Annotated in this window: 19 protein-coding genes; 6 read left to right on the plus strand and 13 right to left on the minus strand. The window is 67.4% G+C overall.

Annotated features, from left to right (window positions below):
• Positions 1-6: 6 nt before the first annotated feature.
• The 3 genes from ACTT2I_RS15465 to ACTT2I_RS15475 all read right to left on the minus strand — a co-directional run bounded on the left by ACTT2I_RS15465 (position 7) and on the right by ACTT2I_RS15475 (position 2,791).
• Positions 7-654, minus strand: coding sequence for a hypothetical protein (locus ACTT2I_RS15465; RefSeq protein WP_421098937.1), 648 nt, complete (start codon positions 652-654; stop codon positions 7-9).
• The gene (locus ACTT2I_RS15470; protein ID WP_421098936.1) at positions 651-2,069 is read right to left on the minus strand and encodes a dihydrolipoyllysine-residue acetyltransferase; all 1,419 of its coding nucleotides are present in this window, start codon (positions 2,067-2,069) and stop codon (positions 651-653) included. Before ACTT2I_RS15470 ends, ACTT2I_RS15465 begins: the two co-directional genes overlap by 4 nt.
• A 200-nt stretch (positions 2,070-2,269) precedes the next feature.
• Positions 2,270-2,791, minus strand: coding sequence for a DNA-deoxyinosine glycosylase (locus ACTT2I_RS15475; RefSeq protein ID WP_088433757.1), 522 nt, complete (start codon positions 2,789-2,791; stop codon positions 2,270-2,272).
• 192 nt (positions 2,792-2,983) lie between these two features.
• On the opposite strand from ACTT2I_RS15475, the gene ACTT2I_RS15480 reads away from it, so the two are divergent.
• The 3 genes from ACTT2I_RS15480 (at position 2,984) to glpK (ending at position 6,805) form a co-directional block, all read left to right on the plus strand.
• Complete coding sequence (locus ACTT2I_RS15480; protein ID WP_019183623.1) at positions 2,984-3,616, plus strand: OmpW/AlkL family protein; 633 nt, start codon at positions 2,984-2,986, stop codon at positions 3,614-3,616.
• A 147-nt stretch (positions 3,617-3,763) separates the two neighbouring features.
• Entirely contained in the window at positions 3,764-5,257 is a 1,494-nt protein-coding gene (gene glpD, locus ACTT2I_RS15485) for a glycerol-3-phosphate dehydrogenase (RefSeq protein ID WP_421098935.1), read from the plus strand.
• 48 nt (positions 5,258-5,305) lie between these two features.
• A complete protein-coding gene (gene glpK, locus ACTT2I_RS15490) occupies positions 5,306-6,805 on the plus strand; it encodes a glycerol kinase GlpK (RefSeq protein WP_421098934.1) in 1,500 nt (499 codons plus the stop codon).
• A gap of 4 nt (positions 6,806-6,809) precedes the next feature.
• Here glpK and ACTT2I_RS15495 read toward each other — a convergent pair whose 3' ends face one another.
• The gene (locus ACTT2I_RS15495; RefSeq protein ID WP_121040102.1) at positions 6,810-7,604 is read right to left on the minus strand and encodes a MetQ/NlpA family ABC transporter substrate-binding protein; all 795 of its coding nucleotides are present in this window, start codon (positions 7,602-7,604) and stop codon (positions 6,810-6,812) included.
• A gap of 113 nt (positions 7,605-7,717) precedes the next feature.
• Positions 7,718-8,683: a helix-turn-helix transcriptional regulator gene (locus ACTT2I_RS15500; RefSeq protein WP_088433753.1), complete on the minus strand. Its 966-nt coding sequence runs from the start codon at positions 8,681-8,683 to the stop codon at positions 7,718-7,720.
• Positions 8,684-8,773: 90 nt separating this feature from the next.
• Here ACTT2I_RS15500 and ACTT2I_RS15505 point away from each other — a divergent pair, with 90 nt between their 5' ends.
• Positions 8,774-9,385, plus strand: a complete 612-nt coding sequence (locus ACTT2I_RS15505; protein ID WP_421098933.1) for a hypothetical protein — start codon at positions 8,774-8,776, stop codon at positions 9,383-9,385.
• Positions 9,386-9,507: 122 nt separating this feature from the next.
• Positions 9,508-10,284: a DUF481 domain-containing protein gene (locus ACTT2I_RS15510; protein WP_019183617.1), complete on the plus strand. Its 777-nt coding sequence runs from the start codon at positions 9,508-9,510 to the stop codon at positions 10,282-10,284.
• 66 nt (positions 10,285-10,350) lie between these two features.
• Here the strand turns inward: ACTT2I_RS15510 and hemC are convergent, their stop codons facing one another.
• The 6 genes from hemC to ACTT2I_RS15540 all read right to left on the minus strand — a co-directional run bounded on the left by hemC (position 10,351) and on the right by ACTT2I_RS15540 (position 16,445).
• Positions 10,351-11,262, minus strand: coding sequence for a hydroxymethylbilane synthase (gene hemC / locus ACTT2I_RS15515; RefSeq protein WP_421098932.1), 912 nt, complete (start codon positions 11,260-11,262; stop codon positions 10,351-10,353).
• Positions 11,263-11,347: 85 nt separating this feature from the next.
• A complete protein-coding gene (locus tag ACTT2I_RS15520) occupies positions 11,348-12,076 on the minus strand; it encodes a LytR/AlgR family response regulator transcription factor (protein WP_088433750.1) in 729 nt (242 codons plus the stop codon).
• Positions 12,077-12,086: 10 nt separating this feature from the next.
• Positions 12,087-13,133 (minus strand): sensor histidine kinase, encoded by a 1,047-nt coding sequence (locus tag ACTT2I_RS15525; RefSeq protein ID WP_088433749.1) that lies wholly within the window; start codon positions 13,131-13,133, stop codon positions 12,087-12,089.
• Between the two features lie 4 nt (positions 13,134-13,137).
• The gene (locus tag ACTT2I_RS15530) at positions 13,138-13,803 is read right to left on the minus strand and encodes an alpha/beta hydrolase (RefSeq protein ID WP_172407545.1); all 666 of its coding nucleotides are present in this window, start codon (positions 13,801-13,803) and stop codon (positions 13,138-13,140) included.
• A gap of 76 nt (positions 13,804-13,879) precedes the next feature.
• A complete protein-coding gene (gene mdoH / locus ACTT2I_RS15535; RefSeq protein ID WP_421098931.1) occupies positions 13,880-15,787 on the minus strand; it encodes a glucans biosynthesis glucosyltransferase MdoH in 1,908 nt (635 codons plus the stop codon).
• Positions 15,788-16,265: 478 nt separating this feature from the next.
• Complete coding sequence (locus tag ACTT2I_RS15540) at positions 16,266-16,445, minus strand: hypothetical protein (RefSeq protein ID WP_088433746.1); 180 nt, start codon at positions 16,443-16,445, stop codon at positions 16,266-16,268.
• A 194-nt stretch (positions 16,446-16,639) separates the two neighbouring features.
• Here ACTT2I_RS15540 and ACTT2I_RS15545 point away from each other — a divergent pair, with 194 nt between their 5' ends.
• Positions 16,640-17,029 (plus strand): DUF2628 domain-containing protein, encoded by a 390-nt coding sequence (locus ACTT2I_RS15545; RefSeq protein ID WP_421098930.1) that lies wholly within the window; start codon positions 16,640-16,642, stop codon positions 17,027-17,029.
• Between the two features lie 30 nt (positions 17,030-17,059).
• Here the strand turns inward: ACTT2I_RS15545 and arsC are convergent, their stop codons facing one another.
• Together arsC and arsH are read right to left on the minus strand one after the other, a co-directional pair.
• Entirely contained in the window at positions 17,060-17,494 is a 435-nt protein-coding gene (gene arsC, locus ACTT2I_RS15550; RefSeq protein WP_421098929.1) for an arsenate reductase (glutaredoxin), read from the minus strand.
• The gene (arsH, locus tag ACTT2I_RS15555; protein WP_421098928.1) at positions 17,491-18,243 is read right to left on the minus strand and encodes an arsenical resistance protein ArsH; all 753 of its coding nucleotides are present in this window, start codon (positions 18,241-18,243) and stop codon (positions 17,491-17,493) included. The genes arsC and arsH overlap by 4 nt, the downstream gene beginning before the upstream one ends.
• Positions 18,244-18,282 lie beyond the last annotated feature (39 nt).

An 18,282-nucleotide genomic window follows, 5' to 3' on the forward strand; every position in this document is an offset into this window, starting at 1 on the left:
TGGTGCTCAGACGGCCTTGCCGCCGAGCAGTTGCTGCAGTTCGTCGAGCGACTCGTCCAGATCTTTCCAGCGACGGTCGAGCTTCTTTTCCTTGGTGTCGCTGGCTTGGATCAGCAGCGCCACCTGTTTCATCATCAGCCGGCCCGCACCGCACTCCGGCCGGGTGCCGCTGTAACGCTGGCCGGCCACGGTGAAGGACAGCACGTCACCGTCCAGCACCGGCGCCTTGCGCTCGGCCGGCACCTGCGCGGCCAACGCGGCCTGCCAGCTGTGCAGCAACCGCTGCGCCAACGGCGCCGGGATGCTGACCTGGTACTGGTCCGGCTGCTGGTCCACCCGCAGTTCCACGCCGCCCTGGCGGGCGCCGCTGTTCCAGCTGTAGACGCGCTTGTCGGCCCGGCTGTAGCGCAGCGTCCATGCCTGGCCCTGGGGACCGGGCAGCAACGCTACGCCGGTTTCCACGCCACTGCTGGGCAGGCTGACCAGCGACAACGCCGGCTGCGCCTTGCCGCCGAACAGGGTTTCCACTGCCTGGCCATAGTTGCCGACCGCCGGGGGCCAGCCATGGCCCAGGTCGGACGCGCATTCGCGCGCGCCCGCCTGTGCCATCGGCAGCGCCATCAGCAGCCCGGCCAGGACCAGGCCCTGCTTCACAGCAGGACGCGCCGCATGTCGGCCAGCACCTGCGAGAGGTAGGTGGTGAAGCGGGCAGCCAGCGCGCCGTCGATGACGCGGTGGTCATAGCTCAGCGACAGCGGCAGCATCAGCTTCGGAGCGAATTCCTTGCCGTTCCAGACCGGCTGGATCGACGACTTGGACACGCCCAGGATGGCCACTTCCGGTGCATTGACGATCGGGGTGAACGCGGTGCCACCGATGCCGCCCAGCGAGCTGATCGAGAAGCAGCCACCGCTCATGTCGGCCGGGCCGAGCTTGCCGTCGCGGGCCTTCTTGGCCAGTTCGCCGGATTCCTGCGCGATCTGCACCACCCCCTTCTTGTCGACATCGCGGATCACCGGCACGACCAGGCCGCTCGGCGTATCGGCCGCGAAGCCGATGTTGAAGTACTTCTTCAGGGTCAGGTTCTCGCCGCTGGCATCCAGCGAGGCGTTGAACTCCGGGAACTTCTTCAGCGCCGCGGCGCTGGCCTTGACCAGGAAGGCGAGCATGGTCAGCTTGATGCCGGCCTTCTCGTTTTCCTTGTTCAGGGCCACGCGCAGTGCTTCCAGCTCGGTGATGTCAGCCTGTTCGAACTGGGTGACATGCGGAATCATCGCCCAGTTGCGGGCCAGGTTCGCGCCGGAGATCTTCTTGATGCGCGACAGCGGCTGGACTTCGACCTCACCGAACTTGCTGAAGTCGACCTTCGGCCAGGCCAGCAGGTTCAGGCCGCCACCGGCCGCCACGGTGCCGCCGGTGGCAGCGCCGCCGCCGGCCAGGGCCGACTTGACGAACTTCTGCACGTCGGACTTGGTGATCCGGCCACCCTTTTCAGTACCGCTCAACTGGTTCAGGTCCACGCCCAGCTCGCGGGCGAACACGCGCACGGCCGGCGAAGCGTAGGGCACCTTCTGCGGCAGCACGCTGTCGGCGTTGAAGGCGACCGGCGGGCTGGTCGGCGGGCTGGTCGGCGAGCCACCCGACGGGGCAGCGGCGGCCGGGGCCGGCTGGGTCGGCTTGGCGGCGGACTGTTCGATATCACGGGCGGCCAGCTTGTCCGGCTCGGCCGGGGTCGCGACGGGCTCGACCTTGGTCGCGGTCTCGGCCGCTTCGGTCTTGGCGGCCGGGGCCGGAGCAGCAGCGGCAGCGGCCGGCGCGGCGGCCTCGTCGCTGACTTCGATCAGGGCCACGAGCTTGCCCTCGGAGAGGTTGTCGCCGATCTTGACCTTGATTTCCTTGATGATACCGGCCACCGAGGACGGCACTTCCATCGTGGCCTTGTCCGATTCCAGCGTCACCAGACCCTGGTCTTTCTTGACGGTATCTCCAACGGCGACCAGCACCTCGATTACCGGGATATCGCTGTAGTCACCGATATCGGGGACAAGTGCTTCCTTGATTTCGGCCATGGGGAAAACTCCGGCAATCTGGTGTAGGGAATCGCCTATTGTGGGGGCTTCGCGCGCCAGCGCCAACCAGCTTGGCGAATTTTCAGCACCCCTGTCCCGGGACAGCCTGTTGCAGGCATCTGCTTTGGCCGGATTCGGCTTGGCACAGTGCAAAGCGGAATTTTCCAGTCGGTACCGTATTGTCCGCTGCTGTCCCCGCCTCAGCGCCGTATGGCCTCGGCCAGCGGCTGCCACGCCTCCACCAGCCGGGGCAACGGCCAGGCCGCGTTGGCCGGACTGGTAGAGGGCAGCGACCAGACCGGGACCTCGCGCGCCGCGCCGACCAGCCCCGGCAGGATGAAACGCTGGAACGCCCGGTACGCGGTGCCGCCATTGCAGGCGATCGCGCGCAGCGCAGGCAATCGCTCGATCACTGCACCCAGCGCATTGGGCACTTCACTGCCGCGCACGATCGACGCATCCAGGCTGCCGCGCCGCTGGCACTGCCCGATCACATCCCACACGCCCACACCGGCCGCGTTCAATGCACGCACGCGTTCCGGATAAGGAAGCGTCGCGTCGATCCCGCACAGCACGCCCATCAACGGCCAGAAACGGTTGCGCGGATGGGCGTAGTACCGCGCGGCCTGCAGCGATGCAATGCCCGGCATCGAGCCGAGTACCAGCACGCGGCCATCGGCGTTCAGCTGCGCAGGGAAGCCGATGCACGTTGTCGTTTCCATCACACCATCACCAGATGCATGAATGTCAGGCATTGCATGATCGCCCGTAAATACAGCGGTTTCGCACTGATCGCTGAATGGAAACAACTAAATTTTAACGTGCGTCGGATGCGATTCATATTGCGGGGACTACGGTTGCCTCGCCCCACAACACCGGGGCCCAGAACAAAAACATCCTGAGGAGATTCCCCCATGCGCTCCATCCGTACCCTGACCCTGGCTACCCTGACTGCTCTTGCTTTTGCGCCGGCTGCTTTCGCGCAGGACAGCACTGTTGATACCGCTTCGGGCAAGCACTTCGCCGTGGTCGGCGGCGTGTCGCTGCTGCAGCCGAAGAACGATCCGCTTGATGGCGTGCGCAAGGTAGACGGCGGCCCGGCCCCGACCCTGAGCTTCAGCTACTACATCAACGACAACTGGGCCGTGGAACTGTGGGGCGCAGCCGACAAGTTCGATCACCGCGTGCGCGGCACCGATGGCGCCCGCCTGGGTACCGTCGAACAGCAGCCGATCGCGCTGAGCGGCCAGTACCACTTCGGCCAGGCCGACAACGTGTTCCGTCCGTTCGTGGGCGCCGGTTACTACGAGTCCAACTTCAGCAATGAAGACCTCGCCAGCGACATCGGCCACATCGGCGTGAAGACCGCCAAGGGCGCCATCGGCACCGTCGGCGTGGACATGAACATCAACAGCACCTGGTTCGCCCGCGCCGATGCCCGCTACATGCATTCGCGCCCGGAGCTGACCGTCAACGGTGAAGGCACCGGCGACAAGGCCAAGCTGGATCCGTGGACCGTGGGCTTCGGCATCGGCGCGCGCTTCTAAGCACGCCGTCCGCTTCCACGCAGTACGCACAACGGGCCCTTCGCGGGCCCGTTGTCGTTGGGGGTCGGCAACTTTCATCGGGCGTTGCCGACCACTGCCCGACACTGGCCACCACGGCGGACCACGCCGATCCGCCCCGGGGAGCCGATGCGCGAGTCCTTCGACATGCTGGTGGTGGGTGGCGGCATCAATGGCGTCGGGATCGCGCGGGATGCGGCCGGGCGCGGGCTCTCGGTCTGCCTGTGCGAGCAGGATGACCTGGCCGCCCACACCTCCAGCGCCAGCACCAAGCTGATCCACGGTGGCCTGCGCTACCTGCAGCAGGGTGAAATCGCACTGGTGCGCAAGGCGCTCAACGAACGCGAAACGCTGCGCCAGCTCGCCCCGCACCTCATTGCCCCGACCACGTTCGTGCTGCCGCATGCACGCCATCTGCGCCCGGCATGGATGCTGCGTGCCGGCCTGTGGCTGTACGACCACCTGGGCCGCGCCAATGCGCATTTCCCTGCTACTCAACGCATCGACCTGCAACGCGATCCCCGCGGCGAGACGTTGCAGCCGGGTTACCGGACCGGCTTCACATATGCCGACGCGCGCGTCAACGATGCGCGGCTGGTGGTGCTCAACGCACTGGACGCGCACGAGCGTGGTGCAGAGATCCGCACGCGCACCCGCTGCGAACAGTTGATCCGCCACCGCGATCACTGGTGGGCGGTACTGCGCACGGCCACCGGCGCCGTGCAGCGCATCCGCGCCCGGTGCGTGGTCAATGCCAGCGGGCCTTGGGCCGGCACCGTCCTGCAACGCGCCGGGCTGGATGCACCGCTCGGGCTGCGGCTTGTGCAGGGCAGCCACCTGGTGGTGCCGCGCCTGTTCGCGCATGACAGCGCCTACCTGTTCCAGCAACCCGACCAGCGGGTGGTGTTTGCGATTCCCTTTGAACAGGACTTCACCCTGATCGGCACCACCGATACCGACTACGACGGCGATCCGGCGCAGGTGCAGCCCCGCGCCGACGAGCAGGCCTATCTGCTCGACGCGGTGAACCGGTTCCTGCGGGCGCCCGTGCGCGCCGAAGACATCGTCTGGCGCTACAGCGGGGTGCGCCCGCTGCTGGCCGACCATCACCGCGATGCGTCGCGGGTCACGCGCGATTACCGGCTGGACGTGGATACCGCCGGCGCGCCGCTGCTGAGCGTGCTGGGCGGCAAGCTCACCACCTACCGCGCCTTGGCCGAGGACGCCTTGGGGCGCCTGTCACCCTCGCTGCCGGAGATGGGTGCGGCGTGGACGGCCGGCGGGCCGCCGTTGCCGGGGGGCGATGGCGGCACGGCCGCCGAGGTGGCCGATGCGCTGCTGCGCGGTCACCCTGGCCTGCCCCCTGCCCTGCTGCAGCGCCTGGCCGCCAGTTACGGCATGCGTGCGATGCGGCTGCTCGATGATGCGCAGACGCTCGACGCGCTGGGCCAGGACCACGGCGGCGGCCTGTACGACCGCGAGCTGGACTACCTCATCGCACACGAATGGGCGCGCAGCGCCGACGATGTGCTGTGGCGCCGCGGCCATCTGGGCCTGCGACTGGATCCCCGCCAGCGCGAGGCCTTGGCGGCCACGCTGCAGGCGCGCGTTTCGATGCCGTAGGCTGTAGGCCTGTCACGCCTCACGGCATCGATTTCCACGGAGCAGACCATGGACAAGCACTACGTGCTCGCCATCGACCAGGGCACGACCAGTTCGCGCGCCATCCTGTTTGACCGTGCCGGGCACATCGCCGGCAGCGCGCAGCGCGAGTTCACCCAGATCTTCCCGCAGCCGGGCTGGGTCGAGCATGACCCGCGCGAGATCCTGACCAGCGTCTACACCACGATCACCGAACTGTTGAACCGCCATCAGGTGGACCCGCGCACGATCGCCGGCATCGGCATCACCAACCAGCGCGAAACCACCGTGGTCTGGGACAAGGCCACCGGCCAGCCGATCCACAACGCCGTGGTGTGGCAGTCGCGGCAGAGCCATGCGATCTGCGAGCAGCTCAAGGCCGAGGGTCACGAGCCGCTGATCCGGCGCAAGACCGGGCTGTTGATCGATGCCTATTTTTCCGCGACCAAGATCCGTTGGATCCTCGACCACGTCGAGGGCGCGCAGGCACGTGCCGAACGCGGCGAGCTGCTGTTCGGCACCATCGACAGCTGGCTGATCTGGAACCTCAGTGGCGGCCAGGCGCACGTCACCGATGTCACCAATGCCGCGCGCACGCTGCTGTTCGATATTCATGCGCTGCAGTGGGATGACGAGCTGCTGGCGCTGTTCAACATTCCGCGCGCGATGCTGCCGCAGGTGCGCAGCTCCAGCGAGGTGTATGCCACCACCCAGGCACAGTTCTTTTTCGACCAGCACCTGCCCATCGCCGGTATCGCCGGCGACCAGCAGGCCGCGCTGTTCGGCCAGGCCTGCTTCGAACCGGGCATGGCCAAGAACACCTATGGCACCGGCTGTTTCATGCTGATGAACACCGGGGACAAGGCGGTGGTGTCCGAGAATGGCCTGCTCACCACCATCGCCTGGGGCATCGACGGCCGTGTGGAATACGCGCTGGAAGGCTCGATCTTCGTCGCCGGCTCGGTGGTGCAGTGGCTGCGCGACGGGCTGCGCATGTTCGGCAAATCCAGCGATTGCCAGGCCTACGCCGAACGGGCCGCTGACAACGGCGGTGTGTACCTGGTGCCCGCGTTCGTGGGACTGGGCGCCCCGTACTGGCGCAGCGATGTGCGCGGGGCGATGTTCGGGCTGACCCGCGGCACCACCAAGGAGCATTTCATCCGCGCGGCGGTGGAATCAATGGCCTACCAGACCCGCGACGTGCTGGCCGCAATGCAGGCCGATGCGGGCATCGAGCTGAAGGAACTGCGCGCCGATGGCGGTGCGATCGCCAACGATTTCATGGCGCAGTTCCAGAGCGACATCCTGGGCGTGCCGGTGCTGCGCCCGCAGGTGGCCGAAACCACCGCGCTGGGCGCTGCCTATCTGGCCGGGCTGGCCACGGGCTTCTGGAGCAGCCGGGCGGACATCGCCGAGCAGTGGGCGGTGGACCGCCGCTTCACCCCGCAGATGCCGGTGGATCAGCGCGAGGCGCTGTACGCCGGCTGGCAGCAGGCGGTCGAAGCGACGATGGGCTTCCGCGTGGGGTGACCCCTCAGAACGCCGGGAGGACCGCGCCCTTGTACTTCTCGGCGATGAAAGCCTTCACTTCCGGGCCGGTCAGGGCCTTGGCCAGCTGCTGCACGCGGGCATCGTCCTTGTTGTCCGGGCGGGCAACGAGGAAGTTCACGTACGGCGAATCCTTGCTTTCGATCGCCAGCGCATCCTGGGTCGGGTTGAGCCCGGCATCCAGCGCGTAGTTGGTGTTGATCAGGGCCAGGTCCACCTGGTCCAGCACGCGCGGCAGCATCGCCGAGTCCAGCTCGCGGAACTTGAGCTGCTTCGGGTTGGCGATGATGTCGCGCTGGGTCGCCAACGCATTGGTCGGGTCCTTGAGCGTGATCACGCCGGCCTTGTGCAGCAGGATCAGCGCGCGGCTGTTGTTGCTCGGGTCGTTGGGAATCACCACGTCGGCGCCGTTGGGCAGCGCATCGAGCGATTTGAAGCGGCGCGAGTACGCACCGAAGGGCTCGATGTGCACGCCGATCACCTTGACCAGGTCGGTCTTACGGTCGCGGTTGTAGGCGTCCAGGTAGGGCTCGGTCTGGAAGTAGTTCACATCGACCTGCTTCTGCACCAGCTGGTCGTTGGGCTGCACGTAATCATTGAATACGCGCACGTCCAGGGTCAGGCCTTCCTTTTCCAGGATCGGCTTGACCACGGCGAGGATCTCGGCGTGCGGCACCGCGGTAGCGGCGACCACCAGCTTCTTGGAATCGTTGGCCGGCTTGCCACAGGCGGCCAGGGCCAGCGAGGCGGCAAGCAACGGGAGCAGCAGGTACTTTTTCATGGGGGCAGCGGGATCCGTAAGGGCAGCAGCGCCCCACGATACCGCACGCCCCGGCCCTTGCGGAATCCGGGGCATATGACCCCACGGCATGAGCCGATGCCGGTCGGGCCGGCTTACTCGTAGCTGGTCAGCGCCAGGGCCAGCAATGCCTTGGCCTGTTCGCGCAGCATCACCGGCTCGACGATTTCCGCGTCCGAGCCGTAGTGCAGCACATCCATCAGCAGCTCGCGCGAAACGCTGTAAGGCAGTTTCAGCTCATAGCGGCCATCGGGCAGGAAGCGGCCCTGCTGCTTGGAATGCCAGTGCTCATCGGCCACCCAGCGCGCAGCCTTGGCGCTGAACACGATGGTGGCCCAGCCTTTGGGCGGCCCGGAGAAGATGCCGTAGCTGGCCCCCAGCTGCTCGTCCAGCTCGCTCTCATCCACATCGCGCGCGGTGGTATCGATCACGCGTGCCTTGTAGATGCGGTCCACGGCGAAGCTGCGCAGGCCCTCGCGGCCGTGGTCCCAGGCATCGAGATACCAGTTGTCGCGGTAATGGGTCATGCGCTGCGGCGACACGGTGCGCTGGGTCGCCTCATCCGTCGAACGGGCCCGGTACTCGAAGGCCAGCTGCTTGCGCTCCAGCACTGCCGAGGCCACCGCGCGGAAGCTGGCCTCATCGAATTTGCGGCCGCGGTGCGGGATCACCCGGACCCGGTCGACCGGCCAGGTCGAAACGCCGGCCTGCGCGGCCAGCAGGCCTTCGATGCGCTGCTGCAGCGGGGCCAGCACCGAGGACAGCACGCCGCCCCCCGTACGCGAGAGCAGGTGCTGGGAGGCCAGCAGCGCATGCAGTTCTTCCGAGCTCAGCCACAGGCCCGGCAGCTCGAAGCGGTCGCTTTCGTCGGCCTGGTAGCGGAAGCCCGCCTCGCCATCGCCTTCCACCGGCGCCATCAGCGCATCGCGCAGAAAGGCCAGGTCGCGGTAGACAGTCGCGCGGGAACACTCCAGTTTTTCCTGCAGTGCCGCCACCGTTACCGGGTAACGGGCGGACTTGAGCAGGCGATGCAGGGCGTTGATGCGTTCATATCGGTCCATGACCCGATTATGTCCGAGTCGCCGTCGTTGTGGCGGCTTGAGCTGCATCTTCGGCTATCGTGGGGCCCCCACCGCCTGCTGCCGCCCGTCATGCGCCTGTTGCCCGCCCTTGCCCTGTCCGCCGCCGCCCTGCTGCTCAGTGGCTGTGGGCGCACTGAAACGCCTGTGGCCGCGGTGCCTGCCGCGACCGCGCCGGCGTCCGACCCGGTCGGCACCGTGCTGGCCGCCAGCCAGCGCTTCGGCCAGCTGCGCAGCTTCCATGCGGTGATGAAGATGCAGGGCCCGCGCGCCGTGGAGGCGCAGCTGGACTACGTGGCCCCGGACCGCTACCGCCTGATCACCGACGACGGCCCGCAGACGATCGTCGGCGGCACCTTCTTCCTGCAGCGGGCCGGCGAAGTGCGCCAGATCCCGGTGCCCGAAGGGATGCTGGCCCAGTGGCGCAATCCATTGCCGGCCGATCTGGAGCCGGCCCAGCTGCAGGTGCGCGACCTCGGCGAGGAACGGGCCGGTGGCCAGCGCGCGCACAAATACGAGGTCCGCCACGCCACTGCAGCGCCCGACGGCCTGCTGTACTGGATCAATGCGCATGGCCTGCCGGTGCAGATCGAGCGCAAGGGTGAGACCAACGGGCAGCCGTTCCGGATCACCGTGACCTATTCGCGCTTCGATGACGCCTCACTGCGCATCGATATTCCCTGAACAGGGGCCGAGGCCGAACGTGCCCTAAAGCCGGGGCGCTTAGCCGAATGTGACGCTGAACGCATCAAGTATCATCCCCCCCTTGTTGTCCCTCCCCCTTGTCCGATCACGGAGAACCGTTGATGTCCCTGCGCGTTTCGTTGCTTGTTCCCCTGCTGCTCTGCGCCCCGGCGGTTTATGCACAGGACGTTGCCGAACTGGCGGCGATGACCTCCCCCTGGAGCGGCAGTGGCGGTGAACTGGGCTTTGCCTCGGCCCGCGGCAACAGCAATACCGAGAGCTTCAACGGTCGTCTGCGCCTGCGCTACACCGACGATGACTGGGTGCACAGCATGGACCTGTTCGGCCTGCGCTCGCGCTCGGAATACACCGATACCAATGACGACGGCACCACCATCCGCCGCCGCAACACCACCGCCAACCGCTACACCGGCAGTGCCGGCAGCGCGCTGCAGCTGGGCGAACACCGCCAGATCACCGCCACGGTGCGTTACGAGCGCGATGATTTCGCCACCTACGACCGCCAGAGTTCGTTCGGTTTGGGTTACGGCACCCGGATCATCGACGCCGAGCGCTTCTACATGGATGCGCAGATCGGTCCCGGTGTGCGCCGCACCCACAACACCGAAGACGACTCGACCCGCACCGGCCTGATCGGCCGTGGCCTGTTCGATCTCAAGTACACACTGACCCCGAACACCGACCTGGTGAACACGCTGCTGGTCGAATCGGGGTCGTACAACACCTTCGCGCAGAACGATTTCGGCGTGTCGGTCAGCATGAACGAGCATCTGGCGCTGAAGGCCGGCTGGCAGGCGCGTCACAACAGCGACGTCGCCGATGACAAGCGCAAGACCGACACGCTGACCACGATGAACGTGGTCTACAAGTTCAAGTAATCCAGGCGGGCGCCCCGCGCCCACCACGTGATGCAGTGCCGGCCGCTGGCCGGCACTCGCCTGGATTCAAACGCCCAGCAGTTCCCCGGCACCGGCATCCAGCAGACCCCGCGCGACACGTTGGCCCAGCGTTTCCGGATCACTGGCCGGGCCACGTGCCTCGGCGCGCACGATGCGGCCATCGGCGACACCGCCGACCAGCCCCTGCAGGAACAGTTCCTCGCCTTCCCATTGCGCGAAGCCGGCCACCGGCACGTGGCAGCTGCCGTGCAGCGCGCGGTTCATGGCGCGCTCGGCTTCCACGCAGGCACGCGTGTCGGCATCGTCCAGCGCCGCGAACAGGCCCATCACTGCCGCGTCCTCGCCGTTGCATTCCACCGTGACCGCGCCCTGCGCCGGGGCCGGCAACCAGTCCGGTGCGGCCAGGCGCGCCACGATGCGGTTGCCCAGTCCCAGGCGCTCCAGCCCGGCCACCGCCAGCACGATCGCGTCGTAGCCGCCGTTGTCTAGCTTGGCCAAGCGTGTGTTGACGTTGCCGCGCAGGTCCTGCAGGTCCAGGTCGGGGCGCAGCGCGCGCAGCTGGGCCTGGCGGCGCAGCGACGAGGTACCCACCCGCGCGCCGATCGGCAGCGCCTCCAGCGAGGCGTACAGGTTGGAAATGAATCCATCGGCCGTGTCATGACGGGTCAGCATCGCCGGCAGCGCGAACGGCGCGTCCAGTTCCATCGGCACGTCCTTGAGCGAATGCACGGCGCAATCGGCTTCACCGCGCAGCATCGCCAGCTCCAGTTCCTTGAGGAACAGGCCCTTGCCACCGATCGCCGCGAGTGAACGGTCCAGCACCTCATCGCCGCGCGTGCTCATCGGGACCAGCACCACGTCCAGCCCGGGATGCGCCTGGCGCAGGCGGTCGGCGACATATTCGCTCTGCCACAGGGCAAGCGGGCTCTTTCGGGTGGCGATGCGCAGGGTCTTCATGGCGCCATTATCGACGCACAGAGGCGTATCGACCAACGGTCACTGCAAGCCGGGGCCGATGGGAAGGCCGTGGCCCCGCCCTCGCTCAGAGGTGCTTGAGGTCCTGTTTGAGGCTGGCCACGCAGCGGCGGCTGACTTCCAGCGGCCCGTGGCCATGCCGCAGGACCGCCTGGACCTGGCCTGCGCCATTTCGTCGCAGCTCGACCAGTTCGTGCCGGGCGACCAGGCAATTGCGGTGGATGCGCACGAAGCGGTTGCCGAACTCTTCTTCCAGCGACTTCAGCGATTCTTCCAGCAGGTCTTCGCCGCGGGCGTGGTGCACGACCACGTATTTCTCTTCGGCCTGCAGGTAGTGGATGTCCTCGACCGGGATCAGCCGCAGGCTGCCGCGCAGGCGGGCGCACAGCAGCGTGCGGGCTTGTTGGCTGGCGGCGGTCGCCGGGCCGCTGCGGCCGGCCAGGAAGGTCCGCGCACGCTCCAGCGCGGCAGCCAGACGCTCGGGGCGCACCGGCTTCATCAGGTAGTCGATGGCCGCCGCCTCGAATGCGGACAGCGCATGCGCGTCGTATGCGGTGCAGAACACCACCGCCGGCCGTGGTTCGAAGGTGGCCAGATGACGCGCGGCCTCCAGCCCGTCCAGGCCGGGCATGGCGATGTCGAGCAGGACCAGGTCCGGCTGCAGTTCCGCGCAGGCATGCAGCGCCTGTTCGCCGTTCTCGGCCTCGGCCACGACCTCGATGCCCGCCTGGTCGGCGAGCAGGGCGCGCAGGCGCTCGCGGGCCAGCGGTTCGTCGTCGGCGATCACCACCTTCAAGACACTTTCCTCACTCGACCGGGACCGTGATTTCGCAAGCATAGTAGCCGTCGGCCCACGCCCCCGTCATCCGCGCGGCCGGGCCGAAGCGCCAGGCCAGGCGGTGGGCGATGTTGCGTTGTGCGTGGCCGGCGCCCTGCAGCAGCGGCAGCCCGCGCGTGGCCGGATCCGGTGCCGGGTTGCGCACGCGGATGCGCAGATGCGTTCCATCGCTGGACAGCGCCAGCACGATCGTGCCGCCCGCCGGCACCCGCGAGATGCCATGCAGCACGGCGTTCTCGACCAGCGGCTGGAGCACCAGCCGCGGCATCGGCAGCGACCACGGTAGCGGCTCGTCGCGCAGCCAGATCACTTTGAGGCGCTCGCCCAACCGCAGCGACTCGATCGACAGATAGCGTTCGGCCAGTTCGCACTCGGCCTGCAAAGTGGAGTCGCCATCGCCGGCCCCGAGCGCAGCGCGGAACAGATCCGACAGGTCCAACACCGCGCGCTCGGCCACGTCCGGATCGCGACGCAGCAGGCTGGCGATCAGGTTCATGCTGTTGAACAGGAAGTGCGGCCGGATCCGTGCCTGCAATGCATCGGCCTGGGCCCGTGCGTTGGCCAGCATCTGCGCGCTGCCGCGATCGCTGACGTAGAAGTAGCGCAGCGCCAGGGCGGTGATCAGCGCGGTCATCGCCGCACTGCCCAGCGTGAACCGCCAGAAGCCGACCGCCTGCGCAAAGCTGCTGCCGCCGAGCACGCCGTACAGCGCATGCACGATCGCCGCACACGCACCGGCGATCAGCCCGGTCATCAGCACTACCAGCACCATGCCCGGCACTTCGGGCAGGCGCGAGAGCATCGCGCGCACGCTGCACAGGCTGACCGTCACCGCCAGCGCCAGCCACAATGCGAAGCCGCTGGCAGACAGGAAGTCCGGCAGCGTCCAGTGGCGACTGCCGTCGGGCGCCAGCGCCACCACGACGACCACCAGCTCGGCCAACCCCAGCATCGCCGCCAGGCGCGGCAGGCGGCACAGTTCGGGCAACCAGGACTGCTGGCGCGGGTCGTTCATTCGGTCAGGCGGCGAAACGCGCCTCGAGCCAGTTGCCCAGTGCGCCCAGTTCCTCGGCACAGACCTGGTGAGCCATCGTATAGGTGTGCCACTCCACCGGCAGGCCGAGCGCGCTCAGCGTCTGTGCGGTGTGCTCGGCAATCGCCACCGGAATCACCGGGTCCTGCGTGCCATGGGCCATGAACACCGGCACGCTGATGGCATCGGCCACGCGCGCGGCAGCGGCCTTGGCCGGATCCGGCAGATAGGTCGACAGCGCGATCAGCCCGGCCAGCGGACGGGTGCGGCGCAACAGCGCGCTGAGGATCACCGCCCCGCCCTGCGAGAAGCCGGCCAGCAGGATGCGTTCTGCTGGAATGCCGCGGGCGATCTCGCGCTCGATCAGCAGCTCCAGCTCCACGATCGATGCATCCACGCCGGCACTGTCGGCGCGCGAACGGAAGTCCATGCTGACGATGTCGTACCAGGCGCGCATCGGCACGCCGTTGTTGATCGTGATCGGCTGCACCGGCGCATGCGGGAACACGAAGCGGATCGCCGGCCAGTGCGGGCGCACCAGTTCGGGCACGATCGGGGCAAAGTCATGGCCATCGGCACCCAGGCCATGCAGCCACAGCACCGACCACTGCGGGTCGGCGCCGGTTTCGTTTTCCACGGTATCCAGCATCAGGCGGCTCCAGTACGTTCAAGCCGCATTATGACCGCGCCCCCGCTGCAATGGGGCGCTGATCGCGGCAACGCAGGGCTCAGCCGGCCGGGTGCGCCTCGGCGGCCGCACGGCGCAGTTCGGCCGCGCGCACCAGCACCTTGGGCGGTGCCGTTTCTTCCGGAATCTCCATCAGCCCCAGCCGGTGCATCCAGACGCCGGCGGTGCGCGAGGAGGTGAAGCCCACCACCGGAATCGCCAGCACCATGCCGATCACCACCGGTGCCATCCACGCCGCCAGCGAGGGCGAGACGGCATATGCCAGTGCCCCCATGAACAGACCGAACACACTCAGCCCGCCATAGCCACGTGCCAGCGCCAGCCAGGACACCCCGCCATCGTCGCGCTGCTGTGCATCCCAGCCCGAATCCTTGCCCGCCAGCACTTCGGCCACGCCGCGCGACTGCACGTACATCACCACCGGCGCCATCAGCGCGGCGAGGATGGTCTCCAGCAGCATCGAAATAAAGGCCCGGATCGTGCCACCGCAGCCACGGCGTTCGACCGGCTCCAGCAGCATCGCCAGGTAGCCCAGTACCTTGGGCGAGAGCAGCACCACCATGGTGATCGCGAACATGCGGATCACCTGGGTCTCATCCTGGTGGCGCCAGTAGACGCCGGGCGAGAGATGCAGCACTTCATTGAGGTCGATGCCGCCCTGGAACAGCGGAATCGCGATGCCGATCAGCATCAGCATCGCCCACATCGGCGCGGTGAAGTAATGGCCGATGCCGACCAGCATGTGCATCCGGCTGACCCAGTGCAGGCCCTTGGAGCCGACCACCTTGGCGTGCTGCAGGTTGCCCTGGCACCAGCGGCGGTCGCGGACCAGCAGATCGGTCAGGGTCGGCGGGCCTTCCTCATAGCTGCCTTTCAGGTAGGGCACCATGTGGGTGGCCCAGCCGCCACGGCGCATCAGCGCGGCTTCGACGAAATCGTGGCTGAGCACGTGCCCGCCAAACGGCTCCTTGCCCGGCAGCGACGGCAGGCCGGCCTGCTCGGCGAAGGCCTGGGTCCGGATGATCGCGTTGTGGCCCCAATAGTTGCTCTCCGCGCCATGCCACCACGCCACGCCGCGGCCGATCACCGGGCCGTACACGCGCCCGCCGAACTGCTGCATGCGGGCAAACAGGGTACGCCCGCCGACCACCGCCGGCAGGGTCTGGATCAGCCCGACATCCGGGTTGTGCTCCATGCCCGCGACCAGGCGCACGATGGTGTCGCCGGTCATCAGGCTGTCGGCGTCCAGGATCAGCATCTGCGGGTAGGCGCCGCCGAAGCGGCGGACCCAATCGGCGATGTTGCCGGCCTTGCGCCCGCTGTTGTCGCCGCGGCGACGGTAGAAGATGCGGTCGTGCCCGCCCACGGCATCGCACAGCGCGTGGAAGGCTTCTTCCTCAGCCTGCCCGATGTCATCGCGCCGGGTGTCGCTGAGCACGTAGAAGTCGAAGTTCGCCAGCTGGCCGGTCTCGGCCACGGACTCATAGATCGCCTGCAGGCCAGCCAGCAGCCGGCGCGGATCTTCATTGTAGGTAGGCATCAACAGCGCGGTGCGCGTGTGCACGGTCGGCAGCGGTGCGTCCGGGTCGATGCCCAGCTTGTAGCCCCGATCGAACACGGCGGTCAGGAAGCCGGCCACGGCCCCGGCGAAGGACAGCGCGATCCACGCGAACAGGCCGACGAACAGCACCAGCAGGCAGGCCTCGAGCACGCTGATGCCGTTGACGGCCAGCACCTTCCACATCATCCGGCTGGCGGCGGCGGTCATCGCCGCGGTGCCACCCAGGATGTAGAAACGGCGCAGCCCGATCATCCGCGGCGAGGTGCGCTGGCGCGGCACCTGCAGCTGGCCCTCGCGCAGGGACTGCTCGGGCATCGCCAACGGCGACTCGGCCGGCAACGTCGCCCGGCCGGCGTCCAGCGGGGCGGTGAGGGTCTGGATACTCATGCGCGGTGTCCCTGTGCAGGGCGTGCCAGGCCGGGGGTGCCAAGTGTGGAATGGGGCGTCCTGAGCCCAGCGTGCGCGATGGCATGCATGCGTCCTGTCGGTGCGGGCCGGAGACCGGCACGCAGCGTATGTCTGTGACTACCGGAACCCACGAACTCTCCAAACCGACTTGAGACGAAAAATGCGGCTCAGTCTATGGCGCGAAATGTAAGGTGCGCGCGAAGGGCTGACTGGGGATTTCTCCGCATTCAGCTTTTGGATCGAGACAAGTCCCGGCCCCCGCCCGGACGCAGGCGCGCAGGCCCTGTGCCACGGACCTCTGCCCATTCATCTTGGCGCCGGATGTGGGTCCGGGGCCAAGCGCAACGTGAGTGGCTGCAATGGACTTCGCAGGATCCGGCGGCGCCGGTGGTGCGCAGTTTTCGCCCCCCACACGGTCCCGAGGCCGCTCCGGCGTGGGACGGGCGGCGGGGTCAGCTCAGGCGACGGTGGCGGCGGTGGCCAGGTCGGTGTCGACCGGCGGGCGTGACAGCGCACGTGCGCTCACCTGCGAGAACTGCAGCTGGGCGAGCAGGTGCTGCGCCTGGGTAGCAACCGGACATGGGGTGATCTGCGGTCCTGCCGCGGGGCGCTCGTGGGGCATTACATCAATGGACATGGTCTGGCATCTCGTTGACTTCTCTTGACCCGCGGGGCTTCCGGCCGCGCGGATTGCGCACCCTATCGGAAAACCGGGACGAATGTGTGACGGTGCCCGCAGTCCGTGCCAACAGTGACAGGAAGCGTCGAAAAATTGGCGTTAATCAAGAGCTTGCCGCTATCATGTAATCGTTTTCAACACACGATTCGGATATGGATTCCAACACTGCTTCCCCCTACAGCCCCAAGTGGCAGTTCCGCTTCAACTTCTTCGAACAGCACGGCGCCCCCAATTCGCCAACCTTCAAGGCCGCGTACAAGACGCTGCCGTTCGGCCAGAAGATCAAGGTCAACTTCAACTTCTTCGCCCTGTTCTTCAGCTGGATCTACCTGCTGATCCTGGGCATGTGGCGCAAGGCGCTGACCATCCTGGGCATCACCCTGGTGCTGATGGTCGTCGTGGCTTTCCTGCCGGAGGTGGTCGGCCGTGCGATCGGCGTGGCCTGGTCGGTGCTGATCGCGCTGACCACCAACTATTCGTACTACCTGGAAAAAGTGAAGGGCGACACCAGCTGGAACCCCTTTGCCGGCATGCGCTGGTAAGCAACGCGCAGGCGTGGATGAAGAGCCCGGTCACTGACCGGGCTTTTTTGTGGGGCCCCGGCCCTCGGCGTCGATCACCACCTCGCCGTCTTCCTTGCGGAACGGAGCATGCACCGGTGGCAGAATCTCCAGCACGTTCTCCGAGGGCCGCGCCAGGCGCACCCCGCGATCTGTCTGCACGAACGGCCGGTTGATCAGGATCGGATGCGCCAACATCGCATCGAGCAACTGCGCGTCGTCCAGCGCCGGATCGGCCAGGCCCAGTGCGGCGTAGGGGGTGCCCTTCTCCCGCAGCGCATCGCGCACCTGCAGCCCCGCCGCCGCGATCAGTGCGATCAAATGCGCGCGATCCGGCGGGGTCCGCAGGTACTCCACCACCTCCGGTTCGACGCCGGCATGGCGCATCAGCGCGAGCACATTGCGCGAGGTTGCGCAGGCGGGGTTGTGATAGATGACCGCCTTCATGCGTGGTCTCCCACGGCGCGCGGCGGCGGTGGCGGGACCGGCTCCACCACGCCGGCAGCACGGGCCAACTGCGCCGCGTGCACGTCGCCCTTGCGTTCACTGTAGCGGTCGGTCAGGTAGTCGCTGTGGTCACGCACCAGCAGGGTGAACTTCACCAGCTCCTCGACCACGTCCACCACGCGGTCGTAGTACGCCGAGGGCTTCATCCGGCCGTCCGTATCGAACTCCTGCCAGGCCCTGGGAACCGAAGACTGGTTGGGGATGGTCACCATCCGCATCCAGCGCCCGAGCACCCGCAATGCGTTGACCACATTGAAGGACTGCGAGCCGCCACACACCTGCATCACCGCCAGGGTGCGGCCTTGGGTGGGGCGTACGCTGCCTTCGGACAACGGCAGCCAGTCGATCTGATTCTTGAACACCGCACTGAGGGTCCCGTGACGTTCCGGGCTGATCCAGACCTGGCCTTCGGACCAGTGCGACCAGGCACGAAGCTGTTGGACCTTGGGGTGGTCGGCATCCACCGCGTCGACCATCGGCAGCTCGTGCGGATCGAACACGCGGACCTCGGCGCCGAAGTGCTGCAGAAGACGTTCCACCTCCCTGGCGAGCCGCCGGCTGTACGACTGCGGGCGCAGTGAACCAAACAGAACCAGAATGCGCGGCGGATGGTCACTGGCACGCGTCGACAACCGCGCGGGATCGGGGATGTCGACCGCCGCAGCGGTCAGGTGTGGCAAGCGGGACATCGGGTTGCTCCGGATCATTTGTTCGACTATTCTAGAAAC

The organism is Stenotrophomonas sp. PUT21, from assembly GCF_052232875.1.
Classification (GTDB): Bacteria; Pseudomonadota; Gammaproteobacteria; order Xanthomonadales; family Xanthomonadaceae; genus Stenotrophomonas; species Stenotrophomonas maltophilia_N.

Coding starts and splice junctions, on each gene's coding strand:
- ACTT2I_RS15470 (WP_421098936.1), bottom strand. CDS start 2,069: ATGGCCGAAATCAAGGAAGCACTTGTCCCCGATATCGGTGACTACAGC.
- ACTT2I_RS15475 (WP_088433757.1), bottom strand. CDS start 2,791: ATGGAAACGACAACGTGCATCGGCTTCCCTGCGCAGCTGAACGCCGAT.
- ACTT2I_RS15480 (WP_019183623.1), top strand. CDS start 2,984: ATGCGCTCCATCCGTACCCTGACCCTGGCTACCCTGACTGCTCTTGCT.
- glpD (WP_421098935.1), top strand. CDS start 3,764: ATGCGCGAGTCCTTCGACATGCTGGTGGTGGGTGGCGGCATCAATGGC.
- glpK (WP_421098934.1), top strand. CDS start 5,306: ATGGACAAGCACTACGTGCTCGCCATCGACCAGGGCACGACCAGTTCG.
- ACTT2I_RS15495 (WP_121040102.1), bottom strand. CDS start 7,604: ATGAAAAAGTACCTGCTGCTCCCGTTGCTTGCCGCCTCGCTGGCCCTG.
- ACTT2I_RS15500 (WP_088433753.1), bottom strand. CDS start 8,683: ATGGACCGATATGAACGCATCAACGCCCTGCATCGCCTGCTCAAGTCC.
- ACTT2I_RS15505 (WP_421098933.1), top strand. CDS start 8,774: ATGCGCCTGTTGCCCGCCCTTGCCCTGTCCGCCGCCGCCCTGCTGCTC.
- ACTT2I_RS15510 (WP_019183617.1), top strand. CDS start 9,508: ATGTCCCTGCGCGTTTCGTTGCTTGTTCCCCTGCTGCTCTGCGCCCCG.
- hemC (WP_421098932.1), bottom strand. CDS start 11,262: ATGAAGACCCTGCGCATCGCCACCCGAAAGAGCCCGCTTGCCCTGTGG.
- ACTT2I_RS15525 (WP_088433749.1), bottom strand. CDS start 13,133: ATGAACGACCCGCGCCAGCAGTCCTGGTTGCCCGAACTGTGCCGCCTG.
- mdoH (WP_421098931.1), bottom strand. CDS start 15,787: ATGAGTATCCAGACCCTCACCGCCCCGCTGGACGCCGGCCGGGCGACG.
- ACTT2I_RS15540 (WP_088433746.1), bottom strand. CDS start 16,445: ATGTCCATTGATGTAATGCCCCACGAGCGCCCCGCGGCAGGACCGCAG.
- ACTT2I_RS15545 (WP_421098930.1), top strand. CDS start 16,640: ATGGATTCCAACACTGCTTCCCCCTACAGCCCCAAGTGGCAGTTCCGC.
- arsC (WP_421098929.1), bottom strand. CDS start 17,494: ATGAAGGCGGTCATCTATCACAACCCCGCCTGCGCAACCTCGCGCAAT.
- arsH (WP_421098928.1), bottom strand. CDS start 18,243: ATGTCCCGCTTGCCACACCTGACCGCTGCGGCGGTCGACATCCCCGAT.